This window comes from Defluviimonas aquaemixtae (genome assembly GCF_900302475.1).
In the GTDB taxonomy this organism is placed as follows: Bacteria; Pseudomonadota; Alphaproteobacteria; order Rhodobacterales; family Rhodobacteraceae; genus Albidovulum; species Albidovulum aquaemixtae.
On sequence record NZ_OMOQ01000003.1, the window covers coordinates 62,743 to 85,339 of the forward strand.

General features: G+C 65.4%; 16 protein-coding genes. 10 read left to right on the forward strand and 6 right to left on the reverse strand.

The features are described 5' to 3' along the window. Positions 1-6: 6 nt before the first annotated feature. Positions 7-864, forward strand: coding sequence for a metallophosphoesterase (locus DEA8626_RS15385; protein WP_181366469.1), 858 nt, complete (start codon positions 7-9; stop codon positions 862-864). A 29-nt stretch (positions 865-893) separates the two neighbouring features. Then, on the forward strand, positions 894-2,072 hold the full coding sequence (locus DEA8626_RS15390) for an acetyl-CoA C-acyltransferase family protein (protein WP_108854134.1): 1,179 nt from the start codon (positions 894-896) through the stop codon (positions 2,070-2,072). 78 nt (positions 2,073-2,150) lie between these two features. On the opposite strand, the gene pbpC is transcribed toward DEA8626_RS15390, so the two are convergent. Genes pbpC through DEA8626_RS15405 form a run of 3 tightly spaced genes read right to left on the reverse strand, consistent with a single transcriptional unit; the run spans position 2,151 to position 10,196 of the window. Further along, a complete protein-coding gene (pbpC, locus tag DEA8626_RS15395) occupies positions 2,151-4,190 on the reverse strand; it encodes a penicillin-binding protein 1C (RefSeq protein WP_108854135.1) in 2,040 nt (679 codons plus the stop codon). Continuing rightward, a complete protein-coding gene (locus DEA8626_RS15400; RefSeq protein ID WP_108854136.1) occupies positions 4,183-4,752 on the reverse strand; it encodes a putative glycolipid-binding domain-containing protein in 570 nt (189 codons plus the stop codon). Before DEA8626_RS15400 ends, pbpC begins: the two co-directional genes overlap by 8 nt. After that, the gene (locus DEA8626_RS15405) at positions 4,749-10,196 is read right to left on the reverse strand and encodes an alpha-2-macroglobulin family protein (RefSeq protein ID WP_108854137.1); all 5,448 of its coding nucleotides are present in this window, start codon (positions 10,194-10,196) and stop codon (positions 4,749-4,751) included. Before DEA8626_RS15405 ends, DEA8626_RS15400 begins: the two co-directional genes overlap by 4 nt. A 150-nt stretch (positions 10,197-10,346) precedes the next feature. Between DEA8626_RS15405 and DEA8626_RS15410 the strand changes: the two genes are divergently transcribed. Beyond that, a complete protein-coding gene (locus DEA8626_RS15410) occupies positions 10,347-13,112 on the forward strand; it encodes a response regulator (protein WP_181366470.1) in 2,766 nt (921 codons plus the stop codon). A 200-nt stretch (positions 13,113-13,312) separates the two neighbouring features. Beyond that, complete coding sequence (locus DEA8626_RS15415) at positions 13,313-13,798, forward strand: VOC family protein (RefSeq protein WP_108854139.1); 486 nt, start codon at positions 13,313-13,315, stop codon at positions 13,796-13,798. On the opposite strand, the gene recQ is transcribed toward DEA8626_RS15415, so the two are convergent. Both recQ and DEA8626_RS15425 read right to left on the reverse strand, forming a co-directional pair. Next, a complete protein-coding gene (gene recQ, locus DEA8626_RS15420) occupies positions 13,795-15,852 on the reverse strand; it encodes a DNA helicase RecQ (protein ID WP_108854140.1) in 2,058 nt (685 codons plus the stop codon). The two genes, DEA8626_RS15415 and recQ, sit on opposite strands and share 4 nt — an antisense overlap. A gap of 63 nt (positions 15,853-15,915) precedes the next feature. Then, positions 15,916-16,209 carry a YggT family protein gene (locus DEA8626_RS15425; protein ID WP_108854141.1) on the reverse strand — a complete coding sequence of 98 codons (294 nt, stop codon included), beginning with the start codon at positions 16,207-16,209 and terminating at the stop codon, positions 15,916-15,918. Positions 16,210-16,347: 138 nt separating this feature from the next. Between DEA8626_RS15425 and DEA8626_RS15430 the strand changes: the two genes are divergently transcribed. The 5 genes from DEA8626_RS15430 (at position 16,348) to DEA8626_RS15450 (ending at position 20,791) form a co-directional block, all read left to right on the forward strand. Beyond that, entirely contained in the window at positions 16,348-16,917 is a 570-nt protein-coding gene (locus tag DEA8626_RS15430; RefSeq protein WP_108854142.1) for an acyl-CoA thioesterase, read from the forward strand. A gap of 75 nt (positions 16,918-16,992) precedes the next feature. Next, positions 16,993-18,330 carry an MFS transporter gene (locus DEA8626_RS15435; RefSeq protein ID WP_108854143.1) on the forward strand — a complete coding sequence of 446 codons (1,338 nt, stop codon included), beginning with the start codon at positions 16,993-16,995 and terminating at the stop codon, positions 18,328-18,330. A gap of 41 nt (positions 18,331-18,371) precedes the next feature. Further along, positions 18,372-19,214, forward strand: coding sequence for a penicillin-insensitive murein endopeptidase (gene mepA, locus DEA8626_RS15440; protein ID WP_108854644.1), 843 nt, complete (start codon positions 18,372-18,374; stop codon positions 19,212-19,214). After that, positions 19,187-20,077: an esterase-like activity of phytase family protein gene (locus tag DEA8626_RS15445; RefSeq protein WP_108854144.1), complete on the forward strand. Its 891-nt coding sequence runs from the start codon at positions 19,187-19,189 to the stop codon at positions 20,075-20,077. The genes mepA and DEA8626_RS15445 overlap by 28 nt, the downstream gene beginning before the upstream one ends. 90 nt (positions 20,078-20,167) lie before the next feature. Beyond that, complete coding sequence (locus DEA8626_RS15450) at positions 20,168-20,791, forward strand: queuosine precursor transporter (protein WP_108854145.1); 624 nt, start codon at positions 20,168-20,170, stop codon at positions 20,789-20,791. A 367-nt stretch (positions 20,792-21,158) separates the two neighbouring features. Here DEA8626_RS15450 and DEA8626_RS15455 read toward each other — a convergent pair whose 3' ends face one another. Continuing rightward, on the reverse strand, positions 21,159-21,806 hold the full coding sequence (locus DEA8626_RS15455) for a hypothetical protein (RefSeq protein ID WP_146188884.1): 648 nt from the start codon (positions 21,804-21,806) through the stop codon (positions 21,159-21,161). Between the two features lie 296 nt (positions 21,807-22,102). On the opposite strand from DEA8626_RS15455, the gene arfB reads away from it, so the two are divergent. Next, entirely contained in the window at positions 22,103-22,525 is a 423-nt protein-coding gene (gene arfB, locus DEA8626_RS15460) for an alternative ribosome rescue aminoacyl-tRNA hydrolase ArfB (protein ID WP_108854147.1), read from the forward strand. Positions 22,526-22,597 lie beyond the last annotated feature (72 nt).

Here is a 22,597-nt window from a genome sequence, read left to right on the forward strand (position 1 = left end):
GCGTTGATGGAAGAAACGGTGCAGGTGGGGCCAATCGATCGCGGCTTCGCACCCGTCACGATGTTCAGCGTCCCGCGTATCGTGCGCCATCGTATCGCCGATGCGCGCTGGACTCTTCCGGATCTTAGAATTGCAGTCGTGTCGGACCTGCATGTCTGCCGCCCTTGGACGTCTCTTGCCGCGTTGCGGCGGATCGTGAACCAGGTGAACGCGCTCCGGCCCGACCTGATCCTTCTGCCGGGTGATTTCATTGCCGATTCCAACCTGCCCGCCCGCCACGTTCCTGCATCCGCGATCGTGGCCGAACTCGGACGGTTGAGGGCGCCGCTCGGCATGGCAGCGGTGCTCGGCAATCACGACTGGTGGGACTGCGCGCTGTCACGCGAGACGGAGTTTGCGCGCAATACCGTCGCCGAGGCGCTGGAGGGAAGCCCCGTCGCCCTTCTCTCGAATCGTTCTCTTGGCATCGAGCACGGCAACGGGCGATTCTGGATCGTCGGCATCGACAGCCAGCACGCGCGCAAGCATCTGAAAAAGCAGGGTTTTGAGGATCCCGACATAGCTTTCGCCGGGGTGCCTGACGGTGCGCCCGCGATCCTTCTCGCGCATGAGCCGGACTATTTCGCCGTGGGCGATCCGCGCGCGTTTGTCCAGGTTTCAGGCCACACCCATGGCGGGCAGGCCAACCTCTTCGGCTGGCGGCCGATGACTCCATCGGCTCATGGCAGCCGTTATGCTTGGGGCCATATCCGCGAGGCGGGGCGCCATCTGATCGTCTCGGGCGGGATCGGCTATTCCGGCGTGCCGCTCCGAATCCTGCAACCGCCAGAGATCACGCTGGTCACGCTGCAGCGCGGCGGCTAAAGTGGACGACGCAATCGAGGAGGGCTGAGATGAGCGACGAAATCGTGATTTTGTCGGGTGCGCGCACCGCAATTGGAACATTCGGCGGAAGCCTCGCGGGCATGGCGCCCATCGACACCGCCACCGTGGCGGCGAAGGCTGCGCTCGAGCGTGCGGGCGTCGAGGGCGACCAGGTCGGCCATGTCGCTTTCGGCCATGTGATCAACACCGAGCCGCGCGACATGTATTTGAGCCGCGTGGCCGCTATGCAGGCAGGCGTGCCCGAGGAGACGCCCGCCATGAATGTCAACCGGCTTTGCGGATCGGGCGTGCAGGCGATCGTATCCTGCGTGCAGTCGCTCTCCATGGGGGACGCGGACTTCGCGCTCGCCGGCGGCGCCGAGAGCATGAGCCGGTCTCCCTACGCGCTCCAGGGCGCGCGCTGGGGTCAGAAGATGGGCGATACCAAGGCATTGGACATGATGACCGGGGCGCTATCCTGCCCGTTCGGTACCGGGCATATGGGCGTGACCGCCGAGAACGTGGCGAAGGAGCACCAGATCAGCCGTGAGGAACAGGACGCTTTCGCGCTCGAAAGCCAGAGTCGCGCCACCAAGGCGATCGCCGAGGGCCGCTTCAAGGAGCAGATCGCGCCGGTCGAGATCACTACGCGCAAGGGGACGATCGTATTCGACACCGACGAGCATCCGAAATCCACGAGCCTCGAGGTGCTGGCCGGGCTCAGGGCGGTGTTTCAAAAGGACGGTACCGTAACTGCAGGCAATGCGAGCGGGATCAATGACGGCGCCGGGGCGATCGTTCTGGCGCGGGCGGACGCGGCCGACAAGGCGGGGCTGAAGGCGCGCGTGCGCGTCCTTGGCTATGCCCATGCTGGCGTCAGGCCCGAGGTCATGGGAATCGGACCGGTCCCTGCCGTGAAGAACCTGCTGAAGCGCACCGGGCTTAGCATCGAGGACTTCGACGTGATCGAGTCGAACGAGGCATTTGCGGCGCAGGCGTTGGCAGTGTCGAAGGGTCTGGGTTTCGATACGGCGAAGGTGAACCCAAATGGCGGCGCGGTGGCGCTCGGGCATCCGATCGGCGCGACCGGGGCGATTATCACCATTAAGGCGATGTACGAGCTTGAGCGGATCGGTGGCAAGAAGGCGCTGATCACGATGTGCATTGGTGGTGGCCAGGGCATCGCGCTTGCCATTGAGCGGGTTTGATTCGCGCGTGGGACCGCCTCGGGGGCGTCGAGCCCCCTCACCGGGCCTCCGGCGGAGGTACTTGCACAATGAAGATGATCAGGGTCGCAACGTTACCGAGGTAGTGGCGCTGCGACCCTTCGCATCGATCACGGAAAGCGAGAGATAGCCCGCCCCGTCGACGGGCAGCGCCGTTTCGCGGGCACGGCTGGCAAGAGCCACGGGAACACCGTTCGCCAGCCAGGTGAAAGGTGGCGTTCCGTCCCGGACCTTGAGGGTCAGCGCACCGCGGGCCTCGACTTCGGCACCTTCGGGTGGAAAGGCGATTGCGGGACCGTCCGAGGATGCGGCGAAAAGCGCGTCGCGGGGGCGGAAGCGCCGCAGCGGTTGGGGAAGGCGCGCGTTGGGGAGGATAAGGGTCGCGGGGGGCGGCGGCGGCAGCGGATCGAGCGCGGGTTTCAGTCGAGCGAAGGTTTCGAACAGGATCGGCGCGGCGGTGTCGCCGCCAAAGGCACCGGGGACCGAGGCGCCGTCGGCGCGGCCAATCCAGACGCCGGCGACGTGGCGCCCGTCGAAGCCGACAGCCCAGGCGTCGCGGTGGCCGTAGCTTGTGCCGGTCTTGTAGGCGAGTCGGTTCGCCGGCGCGTTCGGCGGCGGCGCCAATCCCGCGAGAATATCGGCGGTGAGCCAGGCGGCTTCAGGCCGGACAAGCCGTCCGGCGGATGGTTCAGTGCTTTCACCGCCGCGCGCGGTGAGTCGGACGGGCGTGCCGAGGCGGGCGAGCGCGGCGTAGCCCTGCACGAGGTCTTCAAGCGTGACGCCGAGGCCGCCAAGCGCCACGGCAAGGCCGGGCCGCCCGCCTGGAAGCTCTGGGTCGGCACCCGCGCGCCGCAGCGCCGCGAGGAGCCGCGCGGGACCAATCGCTTCGGTCAGGCTGACGACCGGGATATTGAGCGACAGCTGCAGCGCCTCGCGCACCGAGACGGTCCCGCGGAAACTCAGATCGAAGTTCTGCGGCGCATAGGTGTCGAATGCGATCGGGCGGTCCTCGATTAGAGTTTCCGGATGGACGAGGCCGTCGTCGAACGCGAGCGCGTAGACAAATGGCTTCAGCGTCGATCCGGGCGAGCGCAGCGCGCGCGTCATGTCAATGAAGCCCGCGCGCCGGTCATCGGTCCAGTCGGGCGAACCGACGGAGGCGAGGATCTCGCCTGTCCGGTGGTCGGCGACAAGGATCGCCAAGGAACTTCGCGAAGCCGTGTTTTTCGCAGCACGGGATGCGAGCGCTTCGAGACGCAGCTGGAGATGTGCGTCGATCGTCGTCGCGATGCGGCGCATGTCGGGCGCCTCCCGGTGAAGCCGGCTGGCAAGGTGCGGGCTCAGCGCGGGGAAAGGACGGCGGGCCTGCGGAACCGGTTCCGTCAACGCAGCGCGGCTCCGGTCCTCGGTGAGAACGCCGCTGACGACCATACGCGCGAGAACCCGTGCACGCGCCTCGGATGCAGCGGCGCGAAAGCGGTCGGGACGCCGGGTTTCGGGCGATTGCGGCAGCGCGATGAGAAGCGCCGCCTCGGCCGGCGTGAGGCGTCGCGGCTCTTTGCCGAGCCACGACAGTGCCGCTGCCCGGATGCCTTCAAGATTTCCACCATAGGGTGCGAGGCGGAGGTAAAGACCAAGGATCTCATGCTTCGTGAGCCGGCGTTCCAATGCCAGCGCGACGCGAATTTGGCGCAGCTTCCCGTCAAACCTGCCGGTGCCGCTGTCTTCCAGAAGCCGAGCGACCTGCATCGTAAGGGTCGATCCGCCCGACACGATGCGGCCATTCAGAAGTGCCTGCAGCCCGGCGCGCAGAAGCGCGCGGGGATCGACGCCGACGTGGTCATGGAACCGCCGATCCTCGTAGGCGATGAGCATGTCGAGGAACAACGGGTCGACCGGGCCGGGATCGAGCCGCCAACGGCCGTCGGCCACGGTGAAGGCCTTGAGAAGCGTTCCGTCGTGCGCCACGACTTCGGTTCCGGTTTCGACCGTGAGCGGCGGCAGATCAGTCCGCGCGATCCAGAGGTCAAAGGCGTCACGCGCGCCCGCATAGGCGAGAAGCGCGACGGCGAGGACGAACGGAAGGACACGCCTAGACATCGGTCACCTCGCCTGTCCAGATCTGCGGATAGTCGATGACGAAACCTGACGGGTGGACTCGAAGTATGGCCGAAAAGCCGTGGTCCGGCGACGTGTATAGATATGCCCCCGCCCCCGTCCGCGTATAGGTTTGGTGCAACGGCAGTAGCCCGACTTCGGGATAGGTGAACCAGGAAGCGATGACCTGGTTCGCCACGCCGACGGAAAGATTCATCCTGCGGATCGGGATCAGGTTGGTTGCCGGTGTGAAGGACAGGTCGATGTCGGCAAGGCCGGAAACCCGGGGCTGCACTTCGCCGTTCACGCGCCATGCGCCAGCGGTCTGCTCGATTTTCCAGCTGACCTCTTCCTTGGCGCGCCGGCCGCGGATCGTGGCGGTCAGGGTGCGCCAATGGCCATCGCAGTGGATGTCGTAGCCGAGCTGGGTTTCGTTTTCGTCCTCGGCGAAAACCGCCTCTCCCGTCAGCCGCCAACCGTCGGTGTCCGCGATCAGGCGGCAGTAATCGTTCCCCGGCACGTCGAGCCGGGTCCACCGGGCCAAGGCGATGACGCGGCCGGTCATTCCGTCACTGTGATCCGGCCCGCCTCGGTCCGTGCGCGGTAGTCGGGGCGGTACATGTCCTCGACGCTCGCGGCGGGCTGGTGGAACGTGCCGGGGGAGATTGCACGAACGATATAGGCAAGCCGGAACGGATCTACCGAGATCCAGTCCACTGCGGCGAGGAAGCGGTCTTGCCGAAACTCGGTCATCCGTGTCTCGGCCGTGTCGAGCCAGGACAGCGCGGCAATATCGCCGGCCCGGATCAGGCTCGGGTTGTCGATCTCCAGCCCCGCAGGCAGAGGATCGTTGATGATGAGGCGCGCTTCGCCCCGGCCGTGTGGAGTAACTTCGATGACGGTGACGAGACGCGTGCCCTGTTTCACCGAAGCGATGCCCGCTGATTCGCCCTCAATCGTGTAGTAGCTCCGTGCGATCGTATAGCCCTTGCCGCCTGCCGGTTCCGGCTCGGTCGGGACGCCGAAGGTGGTCAGCGTCACGACCGCGTCGCGATCCGAGCCGTTGGTAATGACCTGGGGCGCAGCAGCCTCGGCGTCGAGCACTCGGACCAGCGGGCCAGTGACGGGCTCGCTGTTGACTGTGAAGCCGTCGGCGCCCGGCTGGTCGATCAGGGCATGGGTCGCCAGCAGCGCCCAGGTTGCCTCTTGCGTCGAGAGCCGCTGACCGACCATCGCGGTGGCGACTGAGTCGCCCAGCGTCGCGCGGTCTACCGCAGTCGACCCCGCCTCGGAGGCGAGCGCCAGGACCGCGGCGGTGTCGCGCAGGTCGGTGCCATAGTCGGCACGCCATATCTGCGCTTCGGTTGACTTGTCCGCTGCGAGCAGAGTCGCGGCCCGGGCGAACATGGCATCCGCTCGGCGCTGATCGCCGTACGCGGCCAGCGCCGCACCGAGCTGTGCTGCCGAGATCGGCGTATCGAAAGCCTCGGTCTTCACGTCGGCGTAGTAGCGCAGATCGCCCACCGCTGCCGCGCCTTCGCGGGCGAGCACCATCAGCGCGTAGGCATAGGCCCCGCCGCCCTCGTCGAAGTCGGGTGCGTAGTTGATCTGGTTCCTCAAGTTGTCCACGGCGTTTCGGAATGCGGTGTCGGGTACGTCGTGGCCTTGCACCCGTGCGCGGCTGAGGAAGTCAGTGACGAACGCGTCGAGCCACAGATCGCCCGCGTCGGCCTGCCAGAGTCCGAACGCGCCGTTCGAGGACTGGTTGAGCAGGATCTCGGCGATGCTTTCCTCGACCCGACCGCGCATTTCCCGCGCGCCGCCCGCGCCCATCGCTGTCGCGACCTCTTCGAAATAAAGAAGCGGCAGCGCCTTCGACGTCAGCTGCTCGGTGCAGCCATAGGGATAGGCGTCGAGCATCGCGAGCAGGCCCGGTGCGTCGAAGCGGGCCAGGGGACCCACCGCAAGTGTTGCATGGCCCGAGCCAGGCAAAAGACCGGCGAAGGCGTTTTCATCTAGCGTGAAGCTCGATCCGGCAGCGAGATCGAACCGGCTTTGGCGTGCGATCTCCGGATCGTTGGCCAGGACGGGGAGCGCTAGCTCTTTCACGAGCTGCTTGCCATCAGGCGTCGTCATTGCGATGCGGATCGTTCCGAGACCCTCCGCTGCCTCCGCCTCGACGGGTATGGTGAAGACCGCTTTGCCGTTCTCGGCCAAGTCGAACCCGGAAGGCGCAGCGTCGATCATGAGCCCCTCGGCCGCCACATCAAGTCCCATGCGGCCCGACGGGCCGGTCGCGTGGACGATCTCGAGCAGAAGCCGGCTTTCATCCCCGGGTGCCAGAAAGCGCGGGACGGAGGCGCTGACGACGACCGGGTCGCGAACCAGCACCTCTGCCTCGGCCTGTCCTACGGCGGAGTTCGACCAGACGACGGCCATGAGGCGCACCGTGCCGTTGAAACTCGGCAGCTGAAACTCAGTCCGCGCATAACCGTCCGCGCCCACCTTCAGCGGCACGGAGAAATACGCGACCAGTTCCTCGGTCGGCGGCGGCGCCTGCATCTTCGGGACCGAAGATGCATCGCCGCCAGAACGCACGGTGCCAAGCGTGCCTGTCCCGCCGTCGATCAGCCTCCCGTAGAGATCGCGGATCGCGACGCCCAGCTTGCGCTGGCCGAAATAGTGCCCTGTCGGGTCCGGTGCCTCGAACCCGGTCAGGTTGAGGATGCCGACGTCCACGGCGGCGATGGTGACGAAGACTTCGTCACCTTCAGCCCCTTCCACCTTCAACGCGACGGGCAGCGGGCCGCGCGGATCGGCCTCTGCGGGGACCTCGAACGCCGCTGCCAGCCTCCGTGCGCCGGGATCGACCGGCGCGTAGGACAGCCCGAGCGCCCGGGTCGGTGTCCGTCCCGCTTCTTCTTCCAGAGGCCGCACGACCGATGCGGTGACATAGGCTCCGGCAGCCCAGTCGTCGGTCACCGGCAACTCGATCACGTTTTCCCCTGCCGTGACGGGTACGGCTTTCATGTCGATGAGCCGATTCGACAAGACCGTCACCAGCGCGACCCCCGCGGCCCTTGGCTCGATCTTCAGCCGGGCAGTGTCACCGGGCCCGTAGGCGTCCTTGTCGAGCGCCACGGTCAGCGTATCCGGGGTCTGCGCTGCGTCGGCGGGGACGTACCAGCCTGCGTAGAACGGGGTCGAGGTCGCCGTGTATGCGCCGTCACTTGCTTCCACGACCAGTTCGTAGTTCCCCCAAGCGACTGGCACCGCGATCCGTTCGGCCCCCTCTGCCGTCAGTGTCAGATCGCCTTCGGAGACGCGGGTCCGCGTCGTTGTGACCTCCCAGTTCCATTCGCCATAGAGCGAATACCACTGGTAGCTCGTCTCGATGCGGTTGAGGGTCCAGTGCACGTTCTGCGCTGCGCGCATCTCGTCCGGACCGACCGCGATCACGTCGAACTGGGCCTCCGCGCCCTGTGGGACGGTGCCGCCCTCGAAAAGCGATTTGATGCCAATCACCGGTACGTCGGGCAGGATGCGCCGGGTGATGTCGCGCTCGACGGGCCTGCCGGAGCCTTCCTTAACCCGGACCGCGATCCGGGCCTCAAGGGGCCGGTTTGCGGCTTCGCCGAGTGCGGGGAACGCGACAGGGATCTCAGCAAGGCCGTCATCGTCGGTCTGACTCACACCGGCCAGCGCCTCTCGATATGGCGTAAACGGGTTATCGTGCTTTCCGAAGGCAAAGCCGGGGAAGGTATCCAGCACGTTCAGGGCCGTCAGCCGAATGTCGCCTTCAACATCCAGCCCCGCGCCCGGCGCGCCGAAGAGATAGCGCGCAGCGACCGATAGAAGCGGCGTATCCGAGAGACGTACCGGCCCGTCGGGAAGTGATAGGTCGAAGTCGATGCGCTCGGGCAGGAAATCTTCGACGAGGAAGCTTTGCGACGCGAGGACATTTCCTTCTTCCACGAACGTCTCGATCCGCCAGGCGCCACGCGGGGCGCCGTCAGCGAGCGGCATTGTGGCGACGAAGCCGCCTGCCCCGGCGTGCTCCGCAAGCGCGCGCGAGAACTCAATTCCATCCGGTCGCACCAGCCGCGCGGTCATCGGCAAGCCGGCAAACGCCTGCATTTTGAAGTCGCGCGCGAGTATGGTCGCGTTTACAGTTTCGCCCGCCCTGTAGGCGCCGCGATCTGTCGTCAAGAAGACGTCGATCGGCCCGGCCGCATCGCGTCCCGAGACGCCGCGATCCGATAGGTCGAATTCCGGCTCGCCCAGCGACAGGAACGCGAAATCCTCGCCGCGCTCTACCGTGACGAGCGCGGGCGCTGCGCCGCCGGTGCCGGCGGTCTGTTCAGCGGCGAAGCGCGCGTAGCCTTGGGCATCGGCCTCAGCGGTCCCGATGACCGCGTTTGCGCGCGACAGAAGCGTCACCGTCGTCCCTTCGGCTGCCGAGGCGTCGGATAGCGCGCGCACGAAGACGTGCAGCCCGTCGCTCGCTTCCATCGCCGTCAACCCGAGATCGGAGATCACGAACCACTGCATCGCCGCCGGATTGTCATAGGGGTCGCGACCCGGAATGGCGGCCTGAAGCACGTAGATGCCGGGGCCAAGGTCGGCCATCACTGCATCGAGCGGTAGAAGCGTGGTCATATCGCGGTTGACCTCTGTCGCGACTTCGCCCGCGCCGGTCCAGACCGTTTCGGTCACTTCATTCCGGAGGTGTTCCGCTGACCAGAAATCCAGCGGCCGCCCGAACTGGCCGCTCTGGATCGCACGGATGAGATTGCGGTCCGACAGCCTGAGCAGAGTGAGCTCCAGAGTCTCAGCATTGACGGTTTCGACAGGGATGCCCTTCTGCCCGATCCGGGGCAGGACGTAGGCCCGACCGGGGAAGCGCACCGCAGGCTTGCGGTCGCGGACATACTGCGTGACTGTCACGTCCCTCGTGAGCACTTCTCCCGAAGCAGCGGGCAGGCCCTCACGGAAGGTAAGCGCATATCGCCGACCGTGCTCGACCCCGCCAACGCAGATTTGCCGCTCGTCGACCTCTACCGACAGGCCCGCCTCGGGCAGCTTTGTGAATGATGCGTAGTCGGGACCCACGCGGGAAAGCTCGTCGGAGAAGACCACGCAGATCCGAGGTGTGGCGCTGTCGCTTTCGACCTGCGTCTCAGTGATGCGGAAGCCGTGCTTGGCGATCGCGTCCTCGAGTGCCGCCGCCGTGTCGTCCCGCGGCTGTATTGACTGCGCGAGCCTGAGCGCGGGGATCATATCGCGCCCGCGCCCCGAGCGTTTGAACGCCTCCGCCAAGAGGTCGAGCGCGGTCACTCTCAACCCTGCATTCTCGGCGCGCAGATAGGCGTTGATCGCGCTCGACTGTACGCGCTCGGCCAGATTGCGCGCTTCGCCTTCGTTCTCGGCCGGCAAGTCGGCGGTCAGGCCGGCATAGTCGGCCCAAAGTCCCGCCTCGTCCGAGAGGCTGAGCGCAGAGCCGGTCGCGCGCTCGGCGGCGGCGATGTTGCCCACCGAGCGCGCCGCCGCGGCCTCGGCCAGAAGCGCGCCGATGTCCCGATTGCCAGTCAGATGCGCCGCGGCGTGCCCTTGCGCCTGTGAAATTGCGGCCGCGAAATCCTCGGGTCGCAGGAAGCCCAACTCGGCCGCGCGTTCCTCCGCCCGCGCGAGAGCCTCTGGCGGCGTCGCGAGGATGCGCCCTGAGATTGCCCCCTGATAAGGCTCCTGCCGTTCAACGCCGGATTTCGGGAAACAGGCACCCGACCGCGCGTTGAAGGTGAAGGCCGAGCAGGCTGGTTCCGCGAGGCAGGCGGTCTGACAGGCTTCGAATGTCGTGTCGAAGACCGCGTTAAGATCTGCGCCGTAGAAATCGACATCTTCGATCAGCACAGCGCGCCGTTCCGGGATGGGCGGGCGATCCTGCGCGGCGGTTGGGAGAGTGACAAGCGACGTGGCGGCGGCGAGAATCGCTGGCAGGATCGCGCGCATCTCGGGCTCCTTTTCCGGCAATGCCCGGATGCTGGCACGGCCCGGAGCGACTCGCAAGGCGCTGAAGGGGTTAGCGCTTTGTTCACGGGGATAGGTGAGGGTGACGGGCGCGTGCCCGGGCGGCGCACGCGGATGGGTCGGAGGCGGGTTGTGAGCATCGCGGAGAAACTGGCGAGGGAACGGCGCGCCCGCCTCGCGGCAGAACGCCTTCTGGAACAGAAGAAGCGGGAACTCTTCGCCGCGAATTCGCAGCTGTCGCGACATGCGCGCGCCCTGTCGGACCAGATCGTCGAGCAGCGTCTGGGCCTTCAACACGCGCAGTGCGAGGCGGAGTCGCTCAAGGGGCAGAACAACCGCACACTGCAGGAGCTTGAACAGGCTACGATCCTTGCAGAGACAGCCCAACGCCGGCTGTGGGAAGCGATCGAGACGATCGAGGACGGTTTCGCCGTCTTCGATTCAGAGCTACGCTTGGTGACGGCAAACCGTGCTTGGGTCGGCCTTTTCGATGGCGCGGCCGGGATCGCGCCCGGCGCCGACTACGACACGGTGCTCAGAGCATTCTGCGACAGCGGTCTGATCGATCTGGACGGCGACGGGCAGGCCGACTGGCACCACACCATGACCCAAAGGATCATGCGCGAAGACATTGCGCCGACGGTCCTGTGCCTTGCCGACGGGCGCCACGTCAAGCTCGTCGACCGCCGGGGCGAGGCAGGGGATATGGTCTCGATGGCGATCGACATTACCGAGACGATGCGCCGCGAGGCCGAGCTCGAGGAGGCGCGCGCGACGGCCGAGGCTGCGAACCGCGCCAAATCCGCCTTCCTGGCGAATATGAGCCACGAGATCCGCACGCCCATGAACGGCGTCGTCGGCATGGCCGAGCTTCTCTGCGGCTCCGACCTGACCGATGAACAGCGCCTATTCGCCGATACGATCAAGTCGTCGGGCGAAGCGCTCCTGACAATCATCAACGATGTCCTCGACTATTCGAAGATCGAAGCCGAGAAGATGCAGCTTTATCCCGAGCCCTTCGATCTCGAACGCTGCTTGCACGAAGTCATGCTGCTGCTTCAACCGCTCGCACAGGACAAGGGCGTGAAACTCGTTGTCGACTTCGACCTGTTCCTGCCGACGCGCTACATCGCAGATCCCGGTCGGATCCGGCAGATCCTGACGAACCTGATCGGGAACGCGGTCAAGTTCACCTCCCGCGGGCATGTCGTCGCGCGCGTTGTTGGGATCGAACGGGGCGACGGGCACTACGACTTGCACGTCACTGTCGAGGACACCGGCATCGGAGTTGCGCCCGACTTGGTCGAACACATCTTCGGAGAGTTCAATCAGGTCGAGGATCAATCGAACCGCAAATACGAAGGCACCGGGCTCGGCCTTGCGATCACGCGGCAGCTTGTCGAACTCATGGGTGGAACGATCTGGGTCGACAGCGAGCTCAACAAGGGGTCTTGCTTCGGCTTCCGCCTTACGCTCGATGCGGCCGAGCCGGACCTGCCGAGCGAGGCGCCTGACCGGCCCATCCTGCTGAGGCGCGCGCTGATCGTCGACGAGGCACAGATCGACCGGGTGATCCTGGAACGCCAGCTTCGAACCTACGGCCTTGATGTCACGCTCTGCGGAGGGTTGGAGGAGGCGCTCTCCGAGTTCGAAGGAGCGGCGTTCGACGTGATCTTCGCCGACGCCGACCTGCCGGAGATGGAGGCTTCCTCGTTCGCCTCCGCGTTCAGAGCGCGCGGGGCCGAAGTGCCGATCCTTCTGATGTCCGGCGACGCAACGGTGTCGGCGACGGCGCCGGCCGACGTGATGTTTGTGCTGCCAAAGCCGATCCTTCGTGCCCAGCTTTTCCGCGCGCTTCAGGCTTTGTCCTATCTCGAGGACAAGGTCACGACTGGTCCGCCGGGCGTTGCGGAATCTTGTTCAACGACGGGCAGTTTGCGGCAGATGCGCGTGCTGGCCGCCGAGGACAACCGCACCAACCAACTGGTATTCCGCAAGATGGTCGCCGACTTCGACATCGAATTGCGCTTCGCGAGCAATGGTCGGGAGGCGGTGGAGGACTGGTCCGGGTTCCGGCCCGACCTCATATTCATGGATATTTCGATGCCGGAAATGGACGGGCGTGAGGCGACCCGGGCCATCCGCGCCGCCGAGGCCGAGAGCGGCCTTCCGCGCGTCCCGATCGTGGCCCTGACCGCCCATGCGATGGAGGGCGACAGCGAGTCCATCCTGGCTGCCGGTCTTGACCGATACCTCACGAAGCCACTGAGGAAATCCGCGATCGCCGAGATGCTCGGAACCTTCTGTCCGCCCGAGGCCCGGAGCGTGTTGGGTGCCGACGGCGTGCCCACGAAGGCGCGTCAGCGGCTGGATGACGGCACTGACACAGCATCAGCCCCCGGGCCGGCTGGCGAAATGCATGCCGGCAGCTCAACGCAGGCGACTCCGGGTAATTCTCGGCTTCTGGAGGGTTCCCTCTTGACGCCTCAGGCGCAGAGCGGTCCTGCGCAACTCACAGCTGCTGGTCCCGTGGCGCGCGATGTGCGCCATGCCCACGGCGCGTATGGGAGCATTGATCCGCAGGGATCGACGCAAATTGGAACCTCCGTCCCAGGTTCGCAGAGCGCTGCGTTCGACGATGCGCGCCGCGCCGCCACGACCGGGATTCCGCCCACACTCGCGATCGAGCCGGGCCGGCCCGCTCGGGATCGGGACGCTTCGTCCACCGACCCGGAGTCGCGCCCTCAGCGAGAGCATTCGGTGGAACGACGGATCGCTGAAGATCCGCCAGGTCCTGCTCGCTCAGTCGCTCGACCAGTCCCCGGTCAGCTGGCGGACCCGCCATCCTCCGCCGCGCCGGCACCTGATCAGCCGTCCCGCGAGCCGCCAAGCCTCTGATGCGGCGCAATACGTTCGAGCGTGGCTGGCGACGCAGGCCGTCGTGGCACTTCGCACAATTGGATAGCGGCCTTGCGTCCCTGTCCCCAAGGACAAAGCGGATCGGGGCCGCCGCATTGCTGATGACGGAGCACACCCACCCGCGCCCGACATAGGCGGGCAGGTCGTCTTCACCCGCCCGCCATGCTAGGGTCGGCGGCATGAGCGGAACGCCGAATTTTCGACCACGCGCGCTTGGCGAGATCGCCATTCGCTGCGGCGACATGGCATCTATGGTGGCGTTCTACCGCGATGTGATCGGGTTGGAGCTCATGGCGGGTGGCGCGGATGCCGACATCACGTTCTTCCGTATCGCGAATGGATTCGGTGGCCACACGACGGTCCTCGCCCTCTTCCTTCACTCCGCTGGGACGCGGCCCGGCCTGCATCCGACAGGCTCGCACCCACCGGCGACGGGCGCAGGATCATCGCTTCATCATATCGCGCTGTCGTTGCCGTACGAGGAGCAGGAGGCGGTGATGCGCTGGTACGATAGCCTTGGCCAGCCCTACCGGGTGGAAAGATTCGATTGGATCGGATGGCGTGGCATCTTCACTGAGGACCCGGAGGGCAACACGGTCGAGCTCGTAGCCCATCACCCTTCGCTGCTGAACCCCGCAACGATGCGCGGGACGGGCGCGGCTTAGCTCAGCGGGGGCTCGTCCGCTCCAAGGATTTCAAGGAACGCTGGTCCGAATCGTGCGGCCTTCTGCGGACCCATGCCGCCAACCCGCTCCAGATCGGTGAGACGCCGAGGCTTCGTTTCGGCGATCCGTCTGAGCGTCGAATGCGTGCACGAGAGGTATTTACCAGTCCCGTCCTCTCCCCGCGCCAGCGCCGACTGCGCCGCCATCAGCCGGTCGAAGACATCGCCCTCCTCTCGACCCGCAAGTTTCCTCCGCGCGGGGTGCATGATCTCGCCCGCGCCGGTGATCACCTCGAGGAAGGCGGCGCCGAAGCTTTCGAGCTTCTTTGCGCCGACGCCGTTCACCCGCGCCATCTGGTCGAGCGTTTGCGGCCGCGTCTCGGCCATCTCAATCAGCGTCCGGTCGGGGAAGATCACGTAGGCGGGTACCTTTGCCGACTCGGCCAAAGCCCGGCGCTTCGCCTTAAGCGCGGAGAGGAGGGTCGCGTTCTCTTCCGACACCAGCATCTTGACCGCGGGCCTTCCTGCCGCCTTGCGGATCGTGTCGCGCCGGAGCGTGACCGTTGCTTCGCCGCGCAGGATGGGTCGCGCGGCCTCGGTCATGCGAAACGCGCCGTGGCGATCGGGATCGGGGCGGATCAGGTTATGGCCCATCATCTGGCGGAAGATGGCCTGCCACTGGGCCTTGGGCAGATCGCCGCCGACGCCGAACGTGGGTAGTCCGTCATGATTGCGCGCGCGAATCTTGTCGGTCGCGTGGCCAATGAGGATGTCGATCAGGTGACCAGCGCCGAAGCTCTCACCAGTGCGCAGAATCGCCGATAGCGCTTTTCGCACCGCCTCCGTTCCGTCGAAGACATCGGGCGGCGCGTCGCAGAGGTCGCAAGCGCCGCAGGGCTCGGCCGCCTCGCCGAAGTAAGCCAGAAGTCGCTGGCGGCGGCACGACGTCGCTTCGGCGAGGCCGAGCAGCGCATTGAGCCGCGCATGATCGGCGGCCTTGCGTTCGCCCGGCGCGAGCCCTTCGTCGACCTGGGCGCGGCGCAGCCGGATGTCGTCCGCGCCGAAAAGCGTAAGCGTCTCGGCAGGCGCGCCGTCGCGGCCCGCGCGGCCGATCTCCTGGTAGTAGGCCTCGATCGACTTCGGCAGGTCAGCATGCGCCACCCAGCGGATGTCCGGCTTGTCGATCCCCATGCCAAAGGCCACGGTGGCGACGACGATCAGCCCGTCGTCTTGCTGGAACCGGGCCTCGACCTCGCGCCGGTCGTCGGCTTCCATCCCGCCGTGATAGTGGCAGGCGGCATGACCCTCGTCGCGCAGCGCCGCCGCGAGCGTTTCGGTCTTGGCCCTGGTGGCGCAGTAGACGATGCCGGATTGCCCGCGCCGGGCGGCGGCGAAGGTCAGGATCTGCCGCCGGGGCTGGTCCTTCACGTCGAATGCGAGATGGATGTTCGGCCGGTCGAATCCGTGCAGGAATACGTCGGGCGACGCGCCCTCAAAGAGCCGGCTGACGATCTCAACCCGGGTCTCTTCGTCCGCGGTAGCGGTGAAGGCGGCGAGTGGCACGTCGAGCGCGCGCCTAAGCGCACCAATTCGCAGGTAATCAGGCCGGAAGTCGTGGCCCCATTGGCTAACGCAATGCGCTTCATCTACAGCGATGAGCCCGATGCCGATCCGGCGGAGAAGCGTGAGCGTGCCGCCCGAGGCGAGCCGTTCCGGCGCCATGTAGAGGAGTTTCAACCGGCCTTCGTCCAGCGACCGGAAGACCTCTTCCGTCTCGTCCTCGCTGTTGCCTGACGTCAGCGCCCCCGCCTCCACGCCTGCCGCGCGGAGCGCCCTGACCTGGTCGCGCATGAGCGCGATCAAAGGCGAGATGACGACGGTGACGCCGTCGCGAAGAAGTGCCGGAAGTTGGTAGCAGAGCGACTTGCCGCCGCCCGTGGGCATGATGGCGAGCGTGTTCCTCCCCTTGGCCACGGCGTCGACGATTTCGGCCTGTCCGGGTCGGAAGGCCCCAAATCCGAAGACGGAGGAAAGCAGTCCCTCGGCGCGGGTCATGGCTCGCGGTTATTGATTGCTCGATGGTCCGACCCTGTCACAGCGGCCGGGCCTGAGCAAGGCTCAGAAGCCGTAGAAGAAGCCGGCGTTGTTGGCGAGCGTCTGACGGATGATAATCAGGAGGATGAACGCCACGAGAGGCGCGAGGTCGAGACCCGCGGTAGTGGGCAGGAAGCGCCTGATCGGGGCGTAGACGGGTTCGAGCAGGCGGTTCAGCCCGTACCAGATCTGCTGGATCATCGGCTGGCGGATGTTCAGCACCTGGAAGTTGATGAGCCAGGACATGATGATGTGCACGATCATGATGAACCAGATCACGTTCAGAATCAGCATCAGGGCCTGGAACAGAGATACCATGCGACACTCCCGCCTTGTCGGTCGGACCAGACGTAAGCGGACCGCCGCGGCGGCGCAACCATCTTACGCAACGTCGCGGCTTGACGTTGGGGCAGTGAGGCATAAGTGGGCTCCATCCGTCTAGGAAGGTCGCCGCGAATGTATCCCTTTGTCAGAATGTTCAAGGAAATCTGGACCAGCAGCCGCAAACCGGCGCTTGGCCTGACGGAAACGCATGTCTCGCATCACATCTGCTGGCCCTGGGACCTCGATATGTGGATCGAGTTGAACAATGGCCGGACACTGACGTTCTTCGATCTCGGGCGGATTCCTCTGGCGGTCCGGACCGGGCTTGGCCGGGTACTCAGGCAGAAGGGTTGGGGCATTACCGTTGCTGGAAACTCCGTCCGCTATCGCCGGCGCGTACGGATGTTCGACCGGGTCGAGATGCACAGTCGCTGCATTGGCTGGGACGACAAGTTCATCTACATGGAACAGAGCATGTGGCGCCACGGCGACTGTACGAGCCACATGCTGCTGCGCTCCGCGGTGACCTCAGCCAAAGGGATCGTTCCGCCGCGCGTGGTGCTGGGGGAGTTGGGGCAGCTGGCAGAAAGTCCGCCTCTTCCCGCTTGGGTCCAGGCCTGGATCGCGGCAGATGCCAGGCGGCCCTGGCCGCCCGAACGCGAAACGCCGCCGACGTATCCCCGGTCCCAAAGCGCGGCATAGGTCCGACCGACAGGCTCCGCTTGCGTTATCGCTGCATTTCGGGCTTCATCGCGAAAAATCGATGAGGCGACGGGCATGGCGGTATCAGCGCGAAAGCGCATCTGGGGCTGGTTTTTTTTCGACTGGGCCAGCCAGCCGTACAACACCCTGCTTCTGACCTTCATATTCGCCCCCTACATCAAGGAAATCCTTGGCGACGGATCGCGCGCGCAGGCTGCATGGGGTTATGGCGTCGGGATTGCCGGCATTATCATCGCGATCAGCGCGCCGGTTCTCGGCGCCATCGCCGACAAGGCGGGCGGCCGGATGCGGTTCATCTGGCTCTTCTCGGCAATGTATGTCGCGGGCGCCTACCTGCTTTGGTGGGCCGCGCCGCAGAATTTCAATCTTGTTCTGACGCTGCTGGCCTTCGCGATCGGCCTGATCGGGATGGAGTTCGCCACGATCTTCACGAATGCGATGCTGCCCGATCTCGGCACGCGCGAACAGATCGGGCGTATCTCAGGGTCTGGCTGGGCTTTCGGCTATGTCGGCGGGTTGCTCGCGTTGATCCTGATGCTCGTGCTCTTCCAGATCGACCTGAAGACGGGCCGCACGCTTGTCGGTTTGCCGCCGATGTTCGGACTTGACCCCGAAACGCGGGAGGGCACGCGGATCGTCGGGCCGCTCACGGCGGTCTGGTACGCGGTCTTCATGGTTCCGTTCTTTTTCTGGGTGCGCGAGCCGCGCGACGCCTCCGCCCTGCCGATCGGAGTCGCCGTCAAGCAGGCCATTCCCGATCTCAAGAAAAGCCTGCGGGCCCTGCCGGGAAACCGGAGCCTATCGGCCTATCTCCTGTCGTCGATGTTCTACCGCGACGCGCTTAATGGCATCTACACCTTCGGCGGCCTCTACGCGGCGGGCGTTCTCGGCTGGCAGATCACCGATACGGGGAAGTTCGGGCTCCTGGCGATCGTGACGGGCGCGCTTTTCGCATGGCTGGGCGGCCGCGCCGACGACCGGTTCGGTCCGAAACCCGTGATCACGCTCTGTGTCCTTGCGCTGACGCTGCTCGCGCTTGGCGTCGTCTTTGTCTCGCGCGAAAGCGTCTTCGGCATGCCGGTCGGGCCGGACAGCGCGCTTCCCGATATCACATTCTATGTGATCGGCGCCTGCATCGGCGCTGCGGGTGGGGCGATGCAGTCGGCGAGCCGGTCGATGATGGTGCGTCAGGCCGAACCCGGTCGGATGACCGAGGCGTTCGGGCTCTATGCGCTTGCTGGCAAGGCGACGTCATTCCTGGCGCCGCTGTCGATTGCGGTCGTTACCGACATGACGGGCAGCCAGCAGCTTGGTATTCTGCCGCTAATTGTGTTGTTCGGGCTGGGATTCGTGCTTCTCCTGCCCGTTGATCCGGAAGGGAGGAGAGTGTGATACGTGCTTTGCTGATCGCCGCCGGTCTGGCAATCGCAACCATGCCTGCCGGCGCGGAACCCAGGGCGAACCAGTTGTTTGGGGCGAAACGAGTGGCGTCCGCCCAAGCGCCGCAGGCGATCGGGTTTTATTCGAAAGGTTGCGGGGCAGGCTTCATGGAGCTTCCCGAAAGCGGGCCGACCTGGCAGGCGATGCGGCTGTCGCGCAACCGCAATTGGGGGCATCCGGAGCTTGTCCAGTTCGTCGTGGACCTGTCGGCGCATGCGCGCAAGCTTGGCTGGGCGGGGCTCTACATCGGCGACATGAGCCAGCCGCGTGGTGGGCCGATGACTTCGGGTCATTCGAGCCACCAGGTCGGGCTCGACGCCGATATCTGGATGCTGCCGCCCCGGCGCGTGAACCTCAGCCGGTCGGAGCGAGAGAGGATCAGCTCGATATCGGTCCGCACCGACGACCAGCGCCGCGTCAACGGCAACTGGTCGGCGACGCATCATCGGCTCCTGGCCGCCGCGGCTTCCGACCCGCGAGTTGACCGGATCTTCGTTGCTGCGGCGGTGAAGATCGAGATGTGCAAGTCCGCGCGGGCCTCCGACAAGACCTGGCTGCAGAAGATCCGTCCGATCTACGGTCACAACACGCATTTCCATGTACGACTGAAATGCCCCAAGGGCTCGCGCAACTGTGTCACACAGAATCCGACAGTTGCGGAGTTGTCGAAGGGCGGGAACGGTTGCGACGCTACTCTGAACTGGTGGGTGACCGACTACCTCAACCCGCCGAAAACTACGAAACCCAAGAAAAAGGCACCGCGCAAGAAGGGCGCGCGCGACTACACAATGGCTGACCTGCCCGGACAATGCGCCGCCGTTCTCGCCTCGGATTGATCGCCGGAGCGATCGTGGCGCTCGGCGGCGCCGCGGCGGACGCGCCGCGGGCAGACTTCGTCGGCCGCTATGTCTGGAAGGGGTCGGGACCGGAATTTGGTGGCTTTTCGGCCATTGACTTCACCGATAACGGGATGACTTTCGTCGCCGTGTCGGACAGCGCAAACATCTTCTGGGGCCGCTTGGAGCGCGGCAAGGCGGGCGCGGTCACGGGGGTTGAGGTCGATCCTCCGATCCGGCCGCTGTCGCATCACGGCACGCCGGTCGAAAACCCGATGGACGATGCCGAAGGCGTCGCTATCGGGACGGGCGGGCTACTGTATGTCTCCTACGAGACGTGGAATCGCATTGGTATTTATGAACAAAACGGCCGCGTCTGGGTCCACGAGATCTGGCCGAAGCCGTTCTTCGATTTCGTCGTGAATGGCGGCGCGGAAGCGCTGGCCATCGATGCCGAGGGCGCGCTTTACGCGATGCCCGAGCGGCCCATCCATCAAGGCGATCAAATTCCCGTCTACCGGATGAAGGGCGACAACTGGGACGTGCCCTTCACGCTCCGCCGCGACGGGGACTGGGCGCCGGTCGGGGCCGATTTCGGGCCGGACGGGCGGCTATACCTGCTCGAACGCGATTATTGGGGTCTCATCGGCTTCATGACGCGCGTGCGGCGGATCACGCTCGACGGCGACCGGGTCGTGGCCGACGAGGTGCTGTTCGAGACAAGGGCCGGTCAGCACGACAACCTCGAGGGGCTCGCTGTCTGGCGCGACGCGGAAGGTGCGGTCCGGCTGACGATGATTTCGGACGACAACTTCCTGCCGACCCAGCGGACCGAGATCGTCGACTATCGGATCCGCGATTGACTTGACCGGCCGCGAGGAAGGGCGTAGAGGCCGTCCGTTCCCGCCCGCGCGGGGCCAAGTCGCCGCAACCTTGTAAAAAACGGACCCGACATGACCCGCAAGCTGATCCCCGGCATCCTTGCCATGGCCGCCATCGTCGTGGCCTCGAACATCCTCGTGCAGTTCCTCTTTGGCCAATGGCTGACCTGGGGTGCATTCACCTACCCCTTTGCGTTCCTTGTCACCGACCTGATGAACCGCATCCACGGGCCCGGCCCGGCGCGCAAGGTCGTGGCCGCGGGATTTGTCGTCGGCGTCATCTGCTCGCTGATCGGCACGCAGATCGTGGGCGAGTTCGGCCCGCTGGTCACGCTCCGGATCGCCATGGGCTCCGGCCTCGCCTTCCTCGTTGCGCAGCTCGTCGACGTCCAGGTCTTCGACCGATTGCGGGTCGGCAGCTGGTGGCGCGCGCCGCTCGTCTCGACCCTCGTGGGGTCATCGCTGGATACCGCGATTTTCTTTACGATCGCCTTCTCGGCCGCGCTGATGTTCCTCGAACCGGCCAATGACGTGAGCTGGGCGGGCGAGGCGCTGCCGCTTCTGGGTCTCGGGCCGATCGTGCCGCTTTGGGTGTCGTTGGCGGTCGCGGACTGGCTCGTGAAGCTGTCGCTCGCGATCGTGGCGCTCGCGCCGTTCCGGGTAATTGTTACGAGATTGACAGCAAAAGTTGCGTGAATTCTTTTGACAACCACAAAATCTGTGGCAACCTGTGGATAACGGCAACCCAGAGAAAGGAGGTGATCCAGTGTCTAGAGTGATATTGGAGAAAGGTGTCGGGACAGTCGGAGGGGCCGTGGTCTGAGGGCAAACCTGAAGACTGTAGAACTCTGACTGGGCCACGTCGAACTTCGACACCCTAACTGGCCCATCTCCGTAGATCTCGGAGGGCCGCTCCCACTCGGAGCGGCCCTTTCCGTCTCTGCGCGTGCCCGAAACGGGCGTCTGCAAGGCGTCGGATATGCGTATGGCAAGCGTATGGCATCTGTCGGGACACATGCCACTTCGACGCATATCAGGACGCGGCGCGAAACGTCGTCGTTGCTTATACGGCCGCCGCCGCCGCCGGGGATGGCCGCTCCAGAACCGTCTGCCAGAAGAACCCGTTTTGGAACGCAAAGCAGATCCCGACGATGACATTCGCGTCGCTGACGACCGAGAACTGACCGAACTGAAGGAAGGCGAGATATGTGATCGGCGCCACGACGAACGACCGGACCAGATTTCGGAGGACGTCGGACAATACGAAGGACCGACCATCTCCCAGCATGTCGTAGACGGTCTTGGCCACCATCCCCAGAATGATCGCAAGGAATGCGAGCGAATAGACGATGGTGGCCGTCAGGTTCGATGTGCCAGTTTCGCCAGGCATGCCGTCGTCGACGCCTTGGGCATGGGCGGCCGGGATCAGGTAAAAGCCGACGCTTGCAGCCACCTTGCGCGCCGCGGGGGCCGTCAAGTGGCTGAGATCGGTCCTGCCGCTGAATATCCAGCCGTTCCCCTCCTCGGCACCAAGCGCATACTCGATCCAGAACCAGGTTCTCTTGTCGAAAAGAACGCCGATTTTCTTCTCGTCACACACGCGGATGGCCGTGCCTTTGGGCAGCGTGGTTACGGTCGATCCGAACATCCAGCCCTTACCGGTCACGAAGACCGGAGCTTCGGAATAGACTTCGGTTCTGGCGGTTGTCATGGCGGTCCGTTCGCACCCGGCGACCGCCTGTCCGGTGCAGGCCAGGAAAATGGCCATAATAATGAACATGAATGCTTTGGGCATAATCTACTCCCCCTCTAGGAAGTTCGAATGCAGGCGATTAACAGGGCCGGCCGAAATAAAGGCCACGATCATGAAAAAACGTTCCCGCAACACGCCGCGAAAATTTGCGGGAGCGGAACGGCGGAAGTATACCACCCCCGGTTGCTTACGTCGAGCTTGCGACAACCCCGTTCCAATGGACTTGTTGCAGCGACGGGCCTAAGACCGGTCCCATGCTGCGGATCAATGACGCCATCACCATTGCCGACTGGGAGCTGACCGAGAGCTTTTCGCGCGCGTCCGGGCCTGGCGGGCAGAATGTGAACAAGGTCTCGACCGCGGTCGAGCTGCGGTTCGAGGCCGAGCGGAGCCCGCACCTGCCGGACGCCGTCAAGCGGCGGCTTAAGCGGCTGGCTGGCCGGCGCTGGACGGCAGACGGCGCGATCCTGATCCGCGCCGAGGAGACGCGCAGCCAGGCGCGAAACCGCGAGATCGCGCGCGAACGGCTGGCCGAACTGATCCGCAAGGCGCTTGTCGCGCCCAAGCGGCGCATTCCGACGAAGCCCACTGCCGGGGCCAAGCGCCGACGGCTCGCCGCCAAGACGGCGCGGGGTGAGGTCAAGTCGCTGCGCGGCCGGGTCGACGAGGACGACTAGCGCCTCATCCGTCTCGCCCATCGATCTCAGCGCAGGAACGCGTTGCAGATATCACGCTGAGGCCCGGTTCAG

Excerpts from the sequence above, each read along its gene's own strand:
- DEA8626_RS15455 (WP_146188884.1), bottom strand. The coding sequence starts at position 21,806 with ATGACAACCGCCAGAACCGAAGTCTATTCCGAAGCTCCGGTCTTCGTG.
- recQ (WP_108854140.1), bottom strand. The coding sequence starts at position 15,852 with ATGACCCGCGCCGAGGGACTGCTTTCCTCCGTCTTCGGATTTGGGGCC.
- DEA8626_RS15415 (WP_108854139.1), top strand. The coding sequence starts at position 13,313 with ATGAGCGGAACGCCGAATTTTCGACCACGCGCGCTTGGCGAGATCGCC.
- DEA8626_RS15390 (WP_108854134.1), top strand. The coding sequence starts at position 894 with ATGAGCGACGAAATCGTGATTTTGTCGGGTGCGCGCACCGCAATTGGA.
- DEA8626_RS15445 (WP_108854144.1), top strand. The coding sequence starts at position 19,187 with ATGCGCCGCCGTTCTCGCCTCGGATTGATCGCCGGAGCGATCGTGGCG.
- arfB (WP_108854147.1), top strand. The coding sequence starts at position 22,103 with ATGCTGCGGATCAATGACGCCATCACCATTGCCGACTGGGAGCTGACC.
- DEA8626_RS15435 (WP_108854143.1), top strand. The coding sequence starts at position 16,993 with ATGGCGGTATCAGCGCGAAAGCGCATCTGGGGCTGGTTTTTTTTCGAC.
- DEA8626_RS15400 (WP_108854136.1), bottom strand. The coding sequence starts at position 4,752 with ATGACCGGCCGCGTCATCGCCTTGGCCCGGTGGACCCGGCTCGACGTG.
- mepA (WP_108854644.1), top strand. The coding sequence starts at position 18,372 with ATGCCTGCCGGCGCGGAACCCAGGGCGAACCAGTTGTTTGGGGCGAAA.
- DEA8626_RS15430 (WP_108854142.1), top strand. The coding sequence starts at position 16,348 with ATGTATCCCTTTGTCAGAATGTTCAAGGAAATCTGGACCAGCAGCCGC.
- DEA8626_RS15425 (WP_108854141.1), bottom strand. The coding sequence starts at position 16,209 with ATGGTATCTCTGTTCCAGGCCCTGATGCTGATTCTGAACGTGATCTGG.
- DEA8626_RS15405 (WP_108854137.1), bottom strand. The coding sequence starts at position 10,196 with ATGCGCGCGATCCTGCCAGCGATTCTCGCCGCCGCCACGTCGCTTGTC.
- pbpC (WP_108854135.1), bottom strand. The coding sequence starts at position 4,190 with ATGTCTAGGCGTGTCCTTCCGTTCGTCCTCGCCGTCGCGCTTCTCGCC.
- DEA8626_RS15450 (WP_108854145.1), top strand. The coding sequence starts at position 20,168 with ATGACCCGCAAGCTGATCCCCGGCATCCTTGCCATGGCCGCCATCGTC.
- DEA8626_RS15385 (WP_181366469.1), top strand. The coding sequence starts at position 7 with ATGGAAGAAACGGTGCAGGTGGGGCCAATCGATCGCGGCTTCGCACCC.